Genomic DNA, 17,107 nt, shown 5'->3' with positions numbered 1-17,107 from the left:
TTAGTTTATAGATATATGTGAATTATTGATGCTTAACTAAAAATATTTTCTGTGTGCATTTCTATTTCTTTCTGTTTGAAATCAGTGTTTGGATAATACATGTTTTTCACTAATACATTAGGGCCTAAACAATGAAATGCCTCACAATGACAATTTAACGATTTTGCTAAATCTGAAGTGAGCCATTTATTAAATACATCAGTCAATTTGTCTGTTTTTATATTTGAGATGGTACCATTTTCATCTCCAAAGTCTGTTACAATGACATCTCCGCTAAACACATTTACATTTAAGCGACTTCGTCCATCTGGATCATTTCGTGTTGTCACATTTTTTGCATCTCTTAAGCGTTGTAATAGTGCTTGATCATTTTCGTCATTAATACATGGATAGATAGGTAACGTACCAAACAGCATCCATACATTCTCATCTCGAATATCTAATAAATGATGAATTGCTTGTTTCATTTCTTTTAGAGAAAGCACATTTAATTGACTTGCGAAATCCGCTGGGTACATAGGATGAACTTCATGACGACTGCATTTCATATCATTAACGATTTCTTTATGAATTTTATCTAAGTAAGGTAAAGTACTCTGATTTAACATCGTTTCAGCTGATACAAACATACCTTGACTTGATAGGGTGCTCGCATTGTCTAACATCTGTTCATATAATTTTAATTTTGCTTTTAAAGGTGGTTGTTTTTTCATGGCGCCAAAGCCAACATCAGTAAATTCTTGTATAGTTCCCCAATTATGTGAAATGTGCATAACATCTATGTATTCCGCGATATCTAAATAACGATCTTGTGGCAACGTTAAATTAGAATTCATTTGAACATAAATACCTCGATCTTTCGCGTATTTTAATAAGGGTTTAACGATATTTTTAATTGATTTCTTTGAGAACATTGGTTCTCCGCCCGTGATTGATATTGTTCTTAATTGAGGTATTTCATCTAAACGACGATAAATAATATCCATAGGTAATGCATCCGGATCTTTGGTTTGTAATGTATAACCAACTGCACAATGGCTACATCTCATATTACATAGCGTTGTGGTTGTAAATTCTATATTACTCAACGTCAACTGTCCGTAGTCTTCAATATCGTTATAAGTTTCCCAAGGATCATTTGAAATTGAAATGGGTTTTTTCTGATTTGTCATCCACATATTTATTACTCCTAAACTAAAAAATTCCTCTATTCGTTGCAAAAGTACAGTAAACATTATTAAGATTATATCCCTTTTTGTCAAATTCTGTTAGGATAAAATTAACGTATTGTTAAATAAACTCATATAAAAAAGGAGAAACATTTATGAATGAACAACAAACAATGGAACAAATTAAAACGAGATTATCAAAATTCTTAGAAGATATTGATCATGTTAATCCTGATGAAGTAAGTGTTGAAGACATTGATGAATGGATTGGCTTACTAGATCAATTAGAAGAAAAAGTAAAGCAAGTGTCTAACTAAATAATAGCCGTTTAAGTTCAACTATGTTTAATATCCTTCTATTTCGTCTATATAATAAATATAATTCGAACAAGAAAGGTGATTAATACATGACTAAAAAAGTAGCAATTATCTTATCAAATGAATTTGAAGATATTGAATTAACTAGCCCTAAAGAAGCAATTGAAGAAGCTGGTTTTGAAACAGAAATCATTGGTGATACTGCAAATGCTGAAGTAGTAGGTAAGCATGGTGAAAAAGTTATTGTAGACGTAAGTATTGCTGATGCTAAACCAGAAGATTATGATGGACTTCTAATACCAGGTGGATTCTCACCAGACCATCTTCGCGGAGATGCAGAAGGTCGATATGGTACGTTTGCTAAATACTTCACTAAAAATGATGTTCCAGCATTTGCAATTTGCCACGGACCTCAAATATTAATTGATACTGATGATTTAAATGGACGCACGTTAACAGCTGTACTTAATGTACGTAAAGATTTATCAAATGCTGGTGCAAACGTAGTAGATGAATCAGTTGTAGTTGATAAAAATATCGTAACTAGTCGTACACCAGATGACTTAGACGATTTTAACAGAGAAATTGTTAAACAACTTCAAGCATAAATCTTGTTGATGTAAAGCTTGAATATTATTCGATATATTCTTATACGTCAATTTTACAAATTCGCAATATTTAATGAACTGAGAAGAGACTTTAATATGTCTTTTCTCGGTTCTTTTTTGTATTCAAAAATTTAGTTATAGTAATTTAATGACTTAACTTCAGATATAGGTCTCATAGCCATATATTCTCATACACCCTGGGACCGATTTTTCACTTTAAGTATGGCTTATTATAAGAACTACTGTTAAACTCTCAAATATAGAGTGAGTTTAAGTAAAGGAGCTACCGCATGAAAAGAAGCCAAAGAATGAACAACTCGCCTGAGAGACATTCACAATACCGTAATGAACCACATTACAATACGTATTATCAACCTGTAGGTAAACCACCTAAAAAGAAAAAGAATAAACGTATATTTTTACGTCTGTTTATTATATTTGTCTTCATATTTGCATTGTTTATCGGATTAATGTATTACTTATCTTCTAGAGCAAATGTTGATGACCTTAAAACTATTGAAAATAAAAGCAGTTATGTATCTGCAGACAATATGCCTGATTATGTAAAAGGTGCATTTATTTCAATGGAAGATGAACGTTTTTATAAACACCACGGTTTTGATGTAAAAGGTACAACACGAGCATTGTTTTCAACGATTGGGGATAGAGATGTTCAAGGTGGAAGTACAATTACGCAACAAACTGTGAAAAATTATTATTATGATAATGAACGTTCTTTCACTAGAAAATTAAAAGAATTGTTTGTAGCACATAAAGTAGAACAACAATATAGTAAAAATGAAATATTGAGTTTCTATTTAAATAACATTTATTACGGTAGCGATCAATATACAATCGAAAGTGCCGCCAATTACTATTTTGGTACGACAGTAAATAAAAATAGTGATAGTATGTCTCAAATTACAGTATTACAAAGTGCGATATTAGCTAGTAAGGTCAATGCACCTAGTGTTTATGATATAAGTAATATGTCTGATAACTTTAAAAATAGAATTAAAACAAACCTTGAAAAAATGAAACAACAAGAATATATATCTGATAGCCAATATCAAGAGGCATTAAGTCAACTAAATAACTATTGATTTGTTTTGCATGCGTACAGACAAAATTCGTAATTATAATTTAGTCTTCATAAAGTATTCATTATATAAATGAACTTTATGAGGACTTTTTATATAGGTAAAACATTTTGTGTAATGCGATAAGTGATATAAAATAATGTTTGTTAGAATATCTTAAACTGAATGAGTTAATAGAGAACATATTTATAAGTGAAGGTGGTGGGTGTATGACAAAAATTACGAAAATAGAAGTACAAAAGAATAATAAAGAGCGATTTAATTTATTCTTAGATGAAGTATTTGAAATGGGAATAGATATTGATACACTTGTAAGGTTCAATTTAAAAAAAGGTCAAATTCTTGAGCCATCAGATATGGAGAATATTCAAAAATATGAGCATTATCGTTTAGGTATTAATATGGCAATCCAATACTTATCATATAAAAAAAGAACTGAAAAAGAAGTGCGACAACATTTGCAACAAAATGAAATAAGTGACATAGCAATCCAACAAGTTATAGATTATTGTTACAGAGAATCGTATATTAACCATGAAGATTATGCTGAAAGCTTAAAGAATACGATGATAAACACTACTGACAAAGGTCCTGAAATTTTTAGACAGAAATTATATCAAGTTGGAATTGAACCTAATATTATAAATACATATGTTCCGATTTACGAAGAAGAGCAATCATTTGAAGCAGTTATTGAGGTTGCCAAAAAAATTATGAAAACTAAAAAAGGCCCTGAAATTAAAATACGTCAAAAGGTACTTCAAAGTCTAATTCAAAAAGGATATTCTATGGATGTTGTACAACAGGCAATAGCTGAATTAAATTTTGAACAAGATGAAAATATATTAGATGATTTATTGCAAAAAGATCTTGAAAAAGTATATACAAAGCAAAGACGTAAGTATGACGGACAACAATTAGTAATGAAGACGATAGAGTCACTTATGAGAAAAGGATATAAATATGATAAAATTAAATCAAAATTAGAAGAAAGTGGTATTTTAGATGAATGATAAAAAGCTAAGTGAAATGTCTGAGCAAGAATTAAGACATGAAATACAAACATATAAAGAAAAAATGCGTAAAGCTGAAATGAATGGCATCATGAATGAGTACGATGTATATCAAAGTAAAGTCATCATTGCTGAAAGTTACTTAGTCGATCGTACTAAGGTAGTGCTTGGTAGAATGTATAAACTTAATGATGGAAGCGACCAATACTTCAAAGTCGAACGATTAAAAGGTGTATTTGCATGGGGATATAGAATTAATAGTAAGATCCCTGAAGAAGGATTGCCACTCGCTTTATTAAAAATTTAGAAGGATGTAACATGAATGGGAAGTTCAATAGTCTTAAAAATGCTCAATGTCACGCATTATTATAGAAGTAAGAAAAATAGAAAGTGGTATTTACCATTTGGTTATGCCGCAGAAGACATAGAATTAAACAATATTTCACTACATATATATCAAGGTGAGGCTTTAGCCATTATTGGCGAGCCGGGGGCTTCTAAAACTTTATTAGGTAGGATAATTGCTGGTGACATTAAACCTGATAGAGGTAAAATTAATAAATCGGTCTCTACTTATTATGGTGATATAAAAGACAAACATTTAATACATTTAACAGTGCGACAATATGTAAAAGAAATTCAAAGATTATTTTCTTACGAAACAACATCACACAGTGTTGATCAAATTATCAAATTTGCACATTTAGATGATAAGTCTACGTTTAATATAAATATGCTTAGTCATTCTGATTTTGCACAATTAATCTTAAGCATTGCACGTGTATGTCGAAAAGAATTGATTATTTTGAACCATATCATTGAACATCTTGATGAAGATTTTTTAGAAAAAGCAAAACAATTATCGAAAGACTATGTTAACGATAATAATTCGTTAGTATTCATCGATAATGATCTTGAAAAAGTTGAAAAAGTAAGTAATTATGTAGCATGGATTTCACATGGCCAAGTGAGGATGGAAGGTTCACTAAATCAAGTTTTACCTGTGTTTAAAGAACATGAGCAAGATCGAATGAGTATAGGAAATGATGAAGAACAGCAAAATTTTGATTTAGATTGGAAAGAAAGTCGTAGTAGACTCCCTGAAATGAGCTATAACTTTAAAAGAGCAGAAAGATATAGACATGCGAAAGTTCCTGATTTTGTCGTGAGGTTTTGGACGATTTTAATTGCAAGCTTGATTTGTTTGGCCATCGTTGGAGCATTAGTCGTTAACAACATTGGACGCTTTGATGTTCCTATAATAGAAGCTCAAAAGAAAGTTGAAAATAAAGACCCAATTGAGGAAAAATTGGCATATGGAATCGTATTAGACGACTCGATAACGTTAAATGGTGATTCTAATACAAAAGTTCCTAAATACGCATTTTTAACAATAACAGGTGAAAATTCAAAAAAATACCGTGTTAATATCGATAATCAAGATTATGTTGTAGAAAAACATAAACTACAATATTTTAACCCAGCAGCTTTATATGAGTCGCATTCATTTAAAAAATTATCTCCATATATGAAATCAAATTATAGTAATTTTGTAGATTATTATAATAGCCATTTACATAAAAAACATGATCGAGTTAAAAAAACACTTGTTCCCAATAAGGATTCTAGATATGTTGTAGGAGTAACGCAACAACCAGTAGAAATGTTATTTAATGATCAAGATAAATTAACAGGATTTGTTTTTCCAATAATTAATAAAGACGAACTTAAAGATAAATATCATATTAATCAAGATTTATGGATTGTTAAGTCAGGTGATGGATATTTAATCGCGGATATGAAAAATAGTAAGTGGATATACATTGAATTGTAGGTGTAAAAATGATAGATAACATTTTATTATATATAAAACTTTTCCCATCACTAATAAAGTTTACTAAGCAACGTATAATAGATACTTGGAAACGGTTTGCAATTCTCTTCATTGCTGAACTTGTCTTAGTATTAATAGCACTAATTACGTTGTCGTTTATCGAGATTGAAGATATTAGTAAAGCTAGGTGGTTATATAGAATTGTTGCTATGATTACATTTGCTACAATGTTTGCAACAATTTTTAAATCTTTTAAAGAGTATAGTCAAGATTATTTAATAACTAAGTCGTTTCAATCAACACCATTGATAACAACAGTTGCGAACGCACTTATCGGAAGTTCTATTTGTTGTATATTATCAATTATTACTTTATTGTTTAAACCAGTGAATTTCGATGCATCTTTCACTGCATTTATTGTATTTTATATAATGATGATTCTATTTATAATATTCATATCTGTTACTTTAGGATTGTTAGATATTATATATAAAAATATGACTATGATATTCTGGTTAGCTGTAGTTATAAACTTTTTTATAGTACCTATTATTTTTATTCCTTCTGCAAATGAGAATTTAATGATTCAATTGTTAAAGTTAAATCCTCTGTTTTATTTAATTGATGGATTAGCGACTTCTACGATTTATGGTGTAGTGAATATGTATAATATTTCATATCATATCTATTTTATTTTAATAATAGTAACGATTGGAGCAATTAATTTTATGCTTATGAGATATGTAGCACATTCAAAATATAAATATTCTTCTAATATAATTGCGACAAAAAATAAATAAAAGAGTGAATCAGAATCATAGTGTAGTTTATGGTTCTGGTTCACTCTTTTTAAAAATTATTTAGAATATAATTTTTTTTGTAATTTTTCTTCAGTGAAAACCCATCCAATATATGAGTGATCTATATTGTTATCATTATCGACATGTGCTATTGCAGCAAAACTATAATGCCCTTTATTTAAATAGCGTAAATCTATTAGACGAACTTCTGTAGTGTCGTCATCTAGCTTACGAGTTTGCCATCGATAAATTGATGAGAAGTTCAGAAATGTTCTAATGTCTTTATTACTTTTAATCTGCCAGAGTAGAGTGTCTGGAGAAAATTTCTGTCGTTTAACTTTATCACTAAAGACAACATTTCGACCAAATGCTCTTCCAACATAATCATGTTCTTCAGTTTGAATAGCAACGCGCCATTCCATGAATTTCATCGTAGGTGCCACAAATATTTTAACAGGATTATGTTGTGCTTTAATCTGGCTTAATGCTTGCTTTTTAATGATACTCTGCATTTTGAAACGAATAATATAATAAATGATGAGTATACCAATAATTGGAAAGAATACTATGAATGGATGTACACCGAATAACCAAACGACAATCCCTACACAAAGTATAATAAATATGATTGGATCGAAAGTATTAATAACACTTAATTGAATCCACTTGTTTGTGAGTGGACGCAAAGCTTGAGTACCATAAGAATTAAATATATCAACAAATACATGTAAAAATACTGCTAACTGTGCCCATAACCATATATGCGTTGTATCTACTCCTGGGAATAAAACATAAATAATAAATGTGATCAATATAGGCCACAAAATTGTAAATGGTATAGAATGAGTGATACCACGATGGTGTGAAATATATGTGGCGTTATTTTTCAATTTTAAAACGGTGTCACCATCTGGAATTAACGATCCGGCAATTAATGTTGTAGCAGTAGCTGCCATAGTATTTGCCATAGCTGGATCTTGACTAGCTAGAGCAGTTAATCCAACACCTATTGCTATATGCGTGGCTGTATCCATAACGTTCACTCTTTTCATGTTAATTTAATATATATTATAATCTAAAAATTGAAATAACGAAATTAAGAAACTTATTAAAATACTATTAGTTTGCTATAAACCGATTAGATGAAATAAATAATGAGAGTGGAAAGGATGTAAGTATGTTAAATGAATCTACATTTAAAAAGAATTTAATAAAGTGGTTTAATGAAAATCAAAGAGAAATGCCTTGGCGTGAGACTTCTAATCCTTATTATATTTGGTTAAGTGAGGTTATGCTTCAACAAACACAAGTTAAAACCGTTATTGACTACTATCACAAGTTTATTAGCCGTTTTCCAACTATAGAAGACTTGAGTAAGGCAAATGAAGATGAAGTGCTTAAATATTGGGAAGGTTTAGGTTATTATAGCCGTGCACGTAACTTTCATACTGCTGTAAAAGAAGTGGCATCTGAATACAAAGGCGTCGTTCCTTCAACACCAGATCAATTTGGAAAACTTAAAGGCGTTGGTCCATATACACAAGCAGCTGTATTGAGTATAGCGTTTAATAAACCTTTAGCAACCGTTGATGGTAATGTCTTTCGAGTATGGTCTAGATTAAATAATGATCAACGAGATATTAAATTGCAATCAACACGAAAAGCATATGAAAAAGAATTACAGCCCTATGTTTATCATCATTCAGGTACTTTCAATCAAGCAATGATGGAATTAGGCGCATTAGTTTGCACACCTAAGAACCCATTGTGTTTGTTCTGTCCTGTTCAAGACAATTGCAGTGCTTTCAAAGAAGGCACTGTGCTAGATTTACCAGTAAAAACTAAAAACATAAAGAAGAAAACGATTCAGCAACATGTGTTTTTACTTAGAAATGCAAAAGGGGAATATTTAATTGAGCAACGACAAGAGAGATTGTTAAATGGTATGTGGCAATTTCCTATGTTTGAAGCACCAAATACATTGGAACAATTAGAGAATAAATTAGGAATGTCACTGTCAATAGCTGAGGAAATAGTATTTAAGCTTAAACATCAATTCACTCATATGACTTGGGATATTAGTGTATTTAGTGTAATTGAGACAGTATCTCTTTCTAAAAAAATGATGGAAGACTATAAACTTGAGTGGATGAATTTAAATCGCCGTGATGAATATACATTACCTGTATCAATGGATAAAATATATAAACATATAAATGGTTGAAAACTTAAATTTATAAGTAATTTTTGGAAGCTATATTAAAAATAGTAACGCTTCTTTAAAGACTTAATTAAAATTATGATATAATCTAAAGTGCGAAAATTACTAAAAGGGTGGTGTGGAGTATGGTAAAAGAATCCATACCTAAAGAAGGCGAAAATATAAAAATTCAAAGTTACAAACACGATGGTAATATTCATAGAGTATGGTCAGAAACGACGATTTTAAAAGGAACAGATCATGTTATTATCGGTGGAAATGATCATACTTTAGTTACTGAAAGTGATGGTCGCACGTGGATTACTCGAGAACCGGCAATCGTTTATTTTCACTCAGAATTCTGGTTTAACGTTATTTGTATGTTTAGAGAAGATGGTATTTATTACTATTGTAATCTTTCATCACCATTCGTTTGTGATGAAGAAGCTTTGAAATATATTGATTATGATTTAGACATTAAAGTTTATCCTAATGGTAAATATCATCTGCTAGATGAAGATGAGTATGAACAACATATGAATCAGATGAATTATCCACACGATATCGATGTTATTTTACGCCGTAATGTAGATATTTTACAGCAGTGGATAGAACAAAAGAAAGGTCCGTTCGCCCCTGATTTTATAAAAGTTTGGAAAGAGCGTTACAAAAAAATTAGAAATTACTAAGCATAAAAGATGTAATTGCTACATATATGTTTTATAGTACTTGAGTAATAATAAGCAGAGGTTGAATTTACTTTAAAGTTGCAAAAGGAAATGCTTGCAATTGAAAGTTTCAACCTCTATTAATTTTCTAAAAAATTGAATTGAAAATTATAGGGGGGACTAGTATGATACGACGCTATTTAGAATTTGTTAAACCTTACAAATATCGTATAATAGCGACGATAATTATCGGGATTATAAAATTCGGCATTCCTATGTTAATTCCTTTACTTATCAAATATGCAATTGATGGCGTTATTAATAATAGTGCACTTTCTACGAATGAAAAATTTCAACATCTAAGTGTAGCTATCGGCATAGCTTTATTTATATTCTTGATTGTGAGACCACCAATTGAATACTTACGTCAATATCTTGCACAATGGACGAGTAACAAGATTTTATATGATATTCGAAAACAATTATATAATCATTTGCAAGCTTTAAGTGCTAGATTTTATGCGAACAATCAGGTAGGGCAAGTTATTTCAAGAGTGATAAATGACGTAGAACAAACTAAAGATTTTATTTTAACCGGTTTAATGAACATATGGTTAGATTGTATAACAATTGTCATTGCACTATCCATCATGTTTTTCCTAGATGTTAAGTTAACTTTCGCAGCTATATTCATCTTTCCATTCTATATTTTGACAGTGTATTTCTTCTTCGGTCGTTTAAGAAAATTGACTCGTAAACGTTCGCAAGCTTTAGCTGAAGTACAGGGCTTTTTACATGAACGTGTACAAGGTATGTCCGTCATTAAAAGTTTTGCGATAGAAGATAATGAAGCTAAAAACTTTGATCATAAAAACCAACATTTCTTAAATCGAGCATTTCAACATACGTCATGGAATGCCTACTCATTTGCAGCAATTAATACTGTGACAGATTTAGGACCAATTATCGTCATTGGCTTCGGTGCCTATTTAGCCATTAATGGTTCAATCACTGTTGGTACACTTGCTGCATTTGTAGGATACTTGGAACAATTATTCGGACCACTGAGAAGATTGGTTTCTTCTTTTACGACACTAACTCAAAGTTTTGCATCAATGGATAGAGTATTCCAATTGATGGATGAAGATTATGATATAAAAAATGGTATTGGCGCTCAACCTATTGAAATTAAACAAGGACATATTGAGTTGAAGAATGTAAGTTTTAAATACAATGAAGATGAATCAACTATACTAAAAGATATAAATCTTAATATTAATAAAGGTGATACAGTAGCTTTTGTTGGTATGAGTGGTGGTGGTAAGTCAACCTTAATTAACTTGATACCTCGCTTCTATGATGTGTCTGAAGGTGAAATATTAATAGATGATTATAATGTTAAAGATTTTCTTACTGGTAGTTTAAGAAATCAAATTGGTCTAGTCCAACAAGATAATATTCTTTTCTCAGATACAGTGAGAGAAAATATCTTACTAGGTCGCCCAGATGCTACTGAAGAAGAAGTTATTGAAGCGGCTAAAATGGCAAATGCGCATGAATTTATAATGAATCTTCATGATGGCTATGATACTGAAGTAGGGGAGCGAGGCGTAAAATTATCTGGTGGTCAAAAACAACGTCTCTCAATTGCAAGAATCTTTTTAAATAATCCACCAATTTTAATTTTAGATGAAGCCACATCAGCATTAGATTTAGAAAGCGAAGCAATTATACAGGAAGCATTAGATGTATTAAGTAAAGACAGAACTACACTCATTGTTGCGCATAGACTATCAACAATTACACATGCAGATAAAATAATTGTAATGCAAAACGGTGAAATAGTAGAAACAGGAACGCACAAAGAGTTGATTGAAAAACAAGGTGCTTATGAGCATTTATATAGTATACAAAATTTATAGTAAAAAAATGAGCCTGTGGCATAATTCAATGCCTCAGGCTTCAAATATATATTGGCAGTAGTTGACTGGCTAAAAATGCACTTGTAACAATCTTTTTTAATTCTAGTCAACCTTGCCGGAGTGGTCGGGGGTCAGCAAAGAGAATTTCATAAAGAAAATTTTACAAGCTTCGTAACCCCATTTTTTTGTTATAAATCAAAATCCTCATCAGCAATATCTATATCAGTGTCATTGCGGTGATAAGTGAAGAAACTTAATCTTAATCGATCTAAATGTTCTAAATAATAACGATATTCTTCTATTGTAGCAATGATTTGCATGATATTTGAATATGAATATTCTACTTGATAAGGGTTTTGAATTAACTGTTGTTGAAAAGCATCCATTAGGTCTTTCTTTTGAGGATTCATGATTTGATTATCAAAATGTTCCACATTGTAACGAGCTTTTTTCGACAAGCTTTTTAAAATTTGTTCGTGATAGGCTGTTAATGAATCTAATTCTAATTTTATCTGGAAAATTAAATTGTAATTTAGATTGTGAAGATCATTCTGATATCTAGCCATACGATTTAGTACTTCATAAGCTTGTCTTGTAGTGCCTACAACTTCTTTAAATAAGATTTTCTTTCTATTTTGTTGGAAGGCAGCCTTTCTAGTTAATGCTTTTTCTTCATTATAGTAATTAAAAATCTGTTCGAGTTTTGATATACGTGATTCAATTTGTTCTCCATCTTCTTTTATCTGATGATAGTCAGATGCGTCATTTAATACGAGTTTAAACCAAATGAAAATATCAGAAGCAATATTCACTGAGTTGTGATATATCTTAGTTTCAAATTTGGGTGGCAAAAATATTAAGTTAACTACAGAAGCGCTGACAACACCAATCATTACTAGTATAAATCTAAATGCTGCAGTGACATAGAATGACCCAGTATGTTGTCCCATTATAATAAGCGCTGTTACGCCAGCTAATGTAGCAACGTGTGCTAAATTTAATTTATATAAGATGGCAATTAATAAAATGACAGTAACACCCATAATAACGATATTCTTCCCAAATATTGTCACCATTATGACTGCTAATAAAGCACCAATGACATTACCTGTAGCTTGTTCTGAAATAGTTTTAATAGAACGGTAGATATTAGGTTGCATAGCAACAATCGCACTAATTCCTGCTACAGATTTTAAACCGACATTATCAGGTAAGAATGACGCTATAAACAAAGCAAGAATAATTGCAATACCAGTCTTTAGTATACGAGCTCCTAGCCTCAACTATAACGCTCCTTTAAATATATTTTTTATAATAATATTTTAAACTAGTATACACTTGAAGACTGAATAGATACAAGTTTTTGTTTTGATTAATAAAAAAACTACAATAAAGGCAACGTTATAATTCACGCTCCTTTATTGTAGGTTATAAATTTACTATTTCATTTGACTAAACGCATAATCAACAGCTTTAAGTGTCTCATCAATGTCTTCTTCAGTATGCTCTGTAGTTAAGAACCATGCTTCAAATTTTGATGGAGCTAAATTAATACCTTGGTTCAACATTAATTTAAAGAACTTAGCAAATGCTTCTCCATTTGAATTCTCAACTTGCTCATAATGTGTGATTTTTTCATCTGTGAAGTAAAGTGTTAAAGAGCCATATACTCTATTAATAGTTGCTGTAATATTATGTTTATCAATTAGCTCTAATAGACCATCTTCAAGTCGTTTTCCTAATTGATCTAATCTTTCATAAACACCATTTTGTTCTAGTACTTCTAGTAATGCGATACCTGCTCTCATAGAAAGTGGATTACCTGCCATCGTTCCAGCTTGGTATGCCGGACCTAATGGGGCAACGTGTTCCATGATATCTTGTCGGCCACCATAGCCTCCAATTGGAAGGCCACCTCCAATTATTTTTCCGAATGCAGTTAAGTCTGGGTATACATTTAATAGATCTTGGGCTGCACCATAATGGAAGCGGAATGCAGTAATAACTTCATCATAAATCACCAATGCACCATAATCGTGAGTAATTTCATTAACTTTTTCCAAGAAACCTGGTTGTGGTTCAACCATTCCAAAATTACCAACAATTGGCTCAACTAGCACAGCAGCTACTTCATCTCCCCAATGTTTCATAGCTTCTTTATATGATTCAATATCATTAAACGGTACTGTAATTACTTCTTTAGCGACACTTTCAGGAACACCTGCAGAGTCAGGAGATCCTAATTGTGATGGACCACTACCAGCAGCTACTAATACTAAATCAGAATGACCGTGATAGGAACCTGCAAATTTAATAATTTTATTTCTCTTTGTATAAGCTCTAGCAACACGAATCGTTGTCATAACTGCTTCAGTTCCAGAGTTTACGAATCGTATTTTTTCAAGTGACGGAATAGCTTCTCGTAATTTTTTACTAAATTCAATTTCTAATTCTGTTGGCGTGCCATAAAGTACACCTTTAGCTGCTTGATCTTGAATAGCTTTAGTTATATGAGGGTGAGCATGACCTGTGATAATAGGACCATATGCTTGTAAATAATCAATAAATTTATTGCCATCAACATCATACAAGTATGCGCCATGTCCTTCGCGCATTACAACAGGAGCACCTCCACCAACTGCTTTATAAGAGCGTGATGGTGAATTAACGCCACCCAAAATATATTCATTTGACAATTGTTGTAGACGTTCACTCTCAGTGAATTTCATCTTATTTCAACCTCTCTTATTTTAATATTATTCCTTACTATCGTATCATATAATTAATATAATTAAGAAATAGGTGATATGATGCTTAAAAAGGGACAAAAATTTCCAGAATTTAAATTAGAAAATCAGAATGGTGAATGGATTACTAATGAGACAATAAAAGGAAGCAAAACAATTATTTATTTTTATCCACGTGATAATACTCCAACTTGTACAACAGAAGCATGTGACTTTAGAGACAACATAGAACAATTTAATGACTTGAATGTTCAAATATATGGAGTCAGTGGTGATACTAAGAAAAAACATCAAAATTTTATTGCAAAACATAATCTTAATTTTGATTTATTAGTTGATGAGGATTTTCAATTATCTAAAGCAATAGGTGTCTATCAATTGAAAAAATCATTTGGTAAAGAATCTATGGGTATTGTTCGCACAACATTTATTATTGATGAGGATGGCGTTATCATCGATGTCATTGAAAAGGTTAAAGTAAAAACACAAATTGAAGAACTAAATCAAATTTTGGGGTGAAATCAATGAAAATAGTTAGTTTAAAGCGATTAGGAGAAATAGAAGCTTCACTTATAAACAGCTACCCGGATTTAGAATTTTATTTTTTCAAGAAAGCAGTAGATATACCGACAGAACTTAAAAATGAATTAGAGATATTGATTGGCTATGATAGTGGCGTTGATAAGAACTTTATTAATGCTTGTCCAAACTTAAAATGGATCTCCTGGTATGCTACAGGTGTTAATAATCTACCATTAGAAGTTATTAAAGAAAGAAATATTATTTTAACTAATACTAGGGGAATACAGGCTAAACAAGTTTCAGAATTTGTTTTATCCTTCATACTTAATGACTATAAGAAAATGCGCACATCATATGTTAATCAAGTAAATAAAGTGTATGATTCTAAACTAACTGGTAAACGATTGAGCGATGAAAAAGTATTAATACTAGGAACAGGATCGTTAGCTCAACAAACCGTCAAATTACTCAAACCGTTTGAATTGGAAATAATCGGTATAAGTAAATCCGGTCATCATAAAGATGGTTTCGATAATATTTATACAATAGAAGATTTAGAATCACATTTAAATAAAGCTGATATTATTATTAATACATTACCTGAAACTCAAGAAACATATCATTTATTGTCGGAAAGACATTTCAAAATTATGAATGATAAATGTTTATTTATTAATGTAGGTAGAGGAACAATTGTTGAGGAAAAAATACTCATAAAAGTATTAAATCATAACTTAATTCGCCATGCATATTTAGATGTATTTGAAAATGAACCATTAGATGCAAACAATGAATTATATAAATTAGATAATGTGACGATTACAGCACATATAACAGGAAATGACAAAAATATAAAAAGTGATGCTACAAAACTATTTGAGAGGAATTTGAATGATTTTCTCAATAAAAATGATGTAATTGAGAATAGAGTCGATTTATATAAAGGTTATTAACGGAAATCGTTCGTACTTATTGACATCACACTTTTGAAACAGTTATATTAATATCAAGTAATAATTATTATTAAGTAGAAAGTGGTGAATCATATGAGTGCAGAACTGGAGTCTATTGATCATGAGTTAGAAGAGTCAATTGCAGCCCTAAGAAGAGCTGGTGTAAGAATCACACCACAACGTCAAGCCATCATTCGTTATCTCATTGCATCTCATTCACATCCAACTGCGGATGAAATTTATCAAGCACTTTCACCTGATTTTCCAAATATTAGTGTTGCGACTATATATAATAATTTAAGAGTGTTTAAAAGTATTGGCATAGTTAAAGAGTTAACATATGGAGATGCATCAAGTCGATTTGATTTTAATACTCATAATCATTATCACGTTATTTGTGAGAAATGTGGCAAGATTGTAGACTTCCATTATCCTCAACTTGATGAAGTTGAACAACTTGCACAGCATATCACAGAGTTCGACGTAACACATCACCGTATGGAAATATATGGTATTTGTAAAGAATGCAAAGATAAAGAAGAATAATAGAATGGAAGAAATAGTGGGAGTGGGACAGAAATAATATTTTCTCAAAATTTATTTCGTTGTCCTACCCCGGCAAGGATGACTAGGTTTGAAAAAAGCTTGATTCAAGCGCATTTTCAAATCAGTCAGCTACTGACAAAATGATAAAAGAGGCTGAGACATTTTATTTTGTCCCAGCCTCTTTTTATTAATCTAGCTATAAGTGAAAAATAAACACACTTTAAATGATTTATTAAGCACGAAAATCATATACACTAGTATTAAAAATAGATCTCTCGACAAAATAATGCTAAAAAATATGTAAATTATACTCTTAATTCAAAACAATACATTAGAGGTGAAAATTTAGCCATTATTATGATACAAAAATGATTGACGCTCCTTTGCAAACTTGCTATTATATAAAAGTCGTCAAAAACGAATGTAAACTTTCTTGTTTCAGAAATTAATTTCATTAAATTAATGTTAAGAAAGTGTAATTTTGACTATTGAAAAACTTTGCAAGACAATATAAGATATTATTTGTTGAAATAATCAATTAAGTTTTGAACAGAAGGATTTTTGAATAAAATAAAATTTAAAAAGTTCTTGACATGATATAAAGATTATTGATATAATTAATAAATGTAATTGCTTTAAATGAACATTGAAAACTGAATGACAATATGTCAACGTTAATTCCAAAACAGTAACTTAAATGTTACAAAA

17 protein-coding genes are annotated in these 17,107 nt (G+C 30.7%); 13 read left to right on the top strand and 4 right to left on the bottom strand.

The genetic code is table 11. The features are described 5' to 3' along the window. Window positions 1-32 precede the first annotated feature (32 nt). Window positions 33-1,172, bottom strand: a complete 1,140-nt coding sequence (yfkAB, locus tag NR218_RS11225) for a radical SAM/CxCxxxxC motif protein YfkAB (protein WP_172458790.1) — start codon at window positions 1,170-1,172, stop codon at window positions 33-35. 152 nt (window positions 1,173-1,324) lie between these two features. Between yfkAB and NR218_RS11220 the strand changes: the two genes are divergently transcribed. From NR218_RS11220 to NR218_RS11190, 7 genes are all read left to right on the top strand, one after another. Beyond that, window positions 1,325-1,486, top strand: coding sequence for an SE1561 family protein (locus tag NR218_RS11220; protein ID WP_011275386.1), 162 nt, complete (start codon window positions 1,325-1,327; stop codon window positions 1,484-1,486). 89 nt (window positions 1,487-1,575) lie between these two features. Next, entirely contained in the window at window positions 1,576-2,094 is a 519-nt protein-coding gene (locus NR218_RS11215; protein WP_011275387.1) for a type 1 glutamine amidotransferase domain-containing protein, read from the top strand. Window positions 2,095-2,384: 290 nt separating this feature from the next. Next, entirely contained in the window at window positions 2,385-3,197 is an 813-nt protein-coding gene (sgtB, locus tag NR218_RS11210; RefSeq protein WP_016931357.1) for a monofunctional peptidoglycan glycosyltransferase SgtB, read from the top strand. A gap of 206 nt (window positions 3,198-3,403) precedes the next feature. Continuing rightward, window positions 3,404-4,207 carry a recombination regulator RecX gene (recX, locus tag NR218_RS11205; RefSeq protein WP_011275390.1) on the top strand — a complete coding sequence of 268 codons (804 nt, stop codon included), beginning with the start codon at window positions 3,404-3,406 and terminating at the stop codon, window positions 4,205-4,207. Next, window positions 4,200-4,514 carry a YfhH family protein gene (locus tag NR218_RS11200; protein WP_011275391.1) on the top strand — a complete coding sequence of 105 codons (315 nt, stop codon included), beginning with the start codon at window positions 4,200-4,202 and terminating at the stop codon, window positions 4,512-4,514. The genes recX and NR218_RS11200 overlap by 8 nt, the downstream gene beginning before the upstream one ends. Window positions 4,515-4,529: 15 nt before the next feature. Then, a complete protein-coding gene (locus tag NR218_RS11195) occupies window positions 4,530-6,041 on the top strand; it encodes an ATP-binding cassette domain-containing protein (protein ID WP_265848546.1) in 1,512 nt (503 codons plus the stop codon). A gap of 8 nt (window positions 6,042-6,049) precedes the next feature. Next, window positions 6,050-6,841 (top strand): hypothetical protein, encoded by a 792-nt coding sequence (locus NR218_RS11190; RefSeq protein ID WP_016931355.1) that lies wholly within the window; start codon window positions 6,050-6,052, stop codon window positions 6,839-6,841. Window positions 6,842-6,897: 56 nt separating this feature from the next. Here NR218_RS11190 and NR218_RS11185 read toward each other — a convergent pair whose 3' ends face one another. Continuing rightward, a complete protein-coding gene (locus NR218_RS11185) occupies window positions 6,898-7,875 on the bottom strand; it encodes a metal-dependent hydrolase (RefSeq protein WP_016931354.1) in 978 nt (325 codons plus the stop codon). Between the two features lie 143 nt (window positions 7,876-8,018). Between NR218_RS11185 and mutY the strand changes: the two genes are divergently transcribed. The 3 genes from mutY (at window position 8,019) to NR218_RS11170 (ending at window position 11,631) form a co-directional block, all read left to right on the top strand. Next, window positions 8,019-9,065 (top strand): A/G-specific adenine glycosylase, encoded by a 1,047-nt coding sequence (gene mutY / locus NR218_RS11180; protein WP_016931353.1) that lies wholly within the window; start codon window positions 8,019-8,021, stop codon window positions 9,063-9,065. 122 nt (window positions 9,066-9,187) lie between these two features. Continuing rightward, window positions 9,188-9,730 (top strand): DUF402 domain-containing protein, encoded by a 543-nt coding sequence (locus NR218_RS11175; protein WP_011275396.1) that lies wholly within the window; start codon window positions 9,188-9,190, stop codon window positions 9,728-9,730. Window positions 9,731-9,894: 164 nt separating this feature from the next. Then, entirely contained in the window at window positions 9,895-11,631 is a 1,737-nt protein-coding gene (locus NR218_RS11170) for an ABC transporter ATP-binding protein (protein WP_011275397.1), read from the top strand. 188 nt (window positions 11,632-11,819) lie between these two features. On the opposite strand, the gene NR218_RS11165 is transcribed toward NR218_RS11170, so the two are convergent. Together NR218_RS11165 and NR218_RS11160 are read right to left on the bottom strand one after the other, a co-directional pair. Beyond that, window positions 11,820-12,914 (bottom strand): FUSC family protein, encoded by a 1,095-nt coding sequence (locus tag NR218_RS11165; RefSeq protein WP_011275398.1) that lies wholly within the window; start codon window positions 12,912-12,914, stop codon window positions 11,820-11,822. Between the two features lie 156 nt (window positions 12,915-13,070). Next, window positions 13,071-14,360, bottom strand: a complete 1,290-nt coding sequence (locus NR218_RS11160) for a glutamate-1-semialdehyde 2,1-aminomutase (RefSeq protein WP_011275399.1) — start codon at window positions 14,358-14,360, stop codon at window positions 13,071-13,073. A gap of 81 nt (window positions 14,361-14,441) precedes the next feature. Here NR218_RS11160 and bcp point away from each other — a divergent pair, with 81 nt between their 5' ends. The 3 genes from bcp to perR all read left to right on the top strand — a co-directional run bounded on the left by bcp (window position 14,442) and on the right by perR (window position 16,399). Next, the gene (gene bcp / locus NR218_RS11155) at window positions 14,442-14,897 is read left to right on the top strand and encodes a thioredoxin-dependent thiol peroxidase (RefSeq protein WP_011275400.1); all 456 of its coding nucleotides are present in this window, start codon (window positions 14,442-14,444) and stop codon (window positions 14,895-14,897) included. A 5-nt stretch (window positions 14,898-14,902) separates the two neighbouring features. Beyond that, entirely contained in the window at window positions 14,903-15,853 is a 951-nt protein-coding gene (locus NR218_RS11150; RefSeq protein ID WP_016931352.1) for an NAD(P)-dependent oxidoreductase, read from the top strand. Between the two features lie 93 nt (window positions 15,854-15,946). Further along, entirely contained in the window at window positions 15,947-16,399 is a 453-nt protein-coding gene (gene perR, locus NR218_RS11145; RefSeq protein WP_011275403.1) for a peroxide-responsive transcriptional repressor PerR, read from the top strand. Window positions 16,400-17,107: the final 708 nt, after the last annotated feature.

It is taken from the genome of Staphylococcus sp. SUC_1.2 (assembly GCF_026222585.1).
The sequence above is the reverse complement of the archived record's forward strand: the minus strand, read 5'-3'. Positions and strand labels throughout refer to the sequence as shown.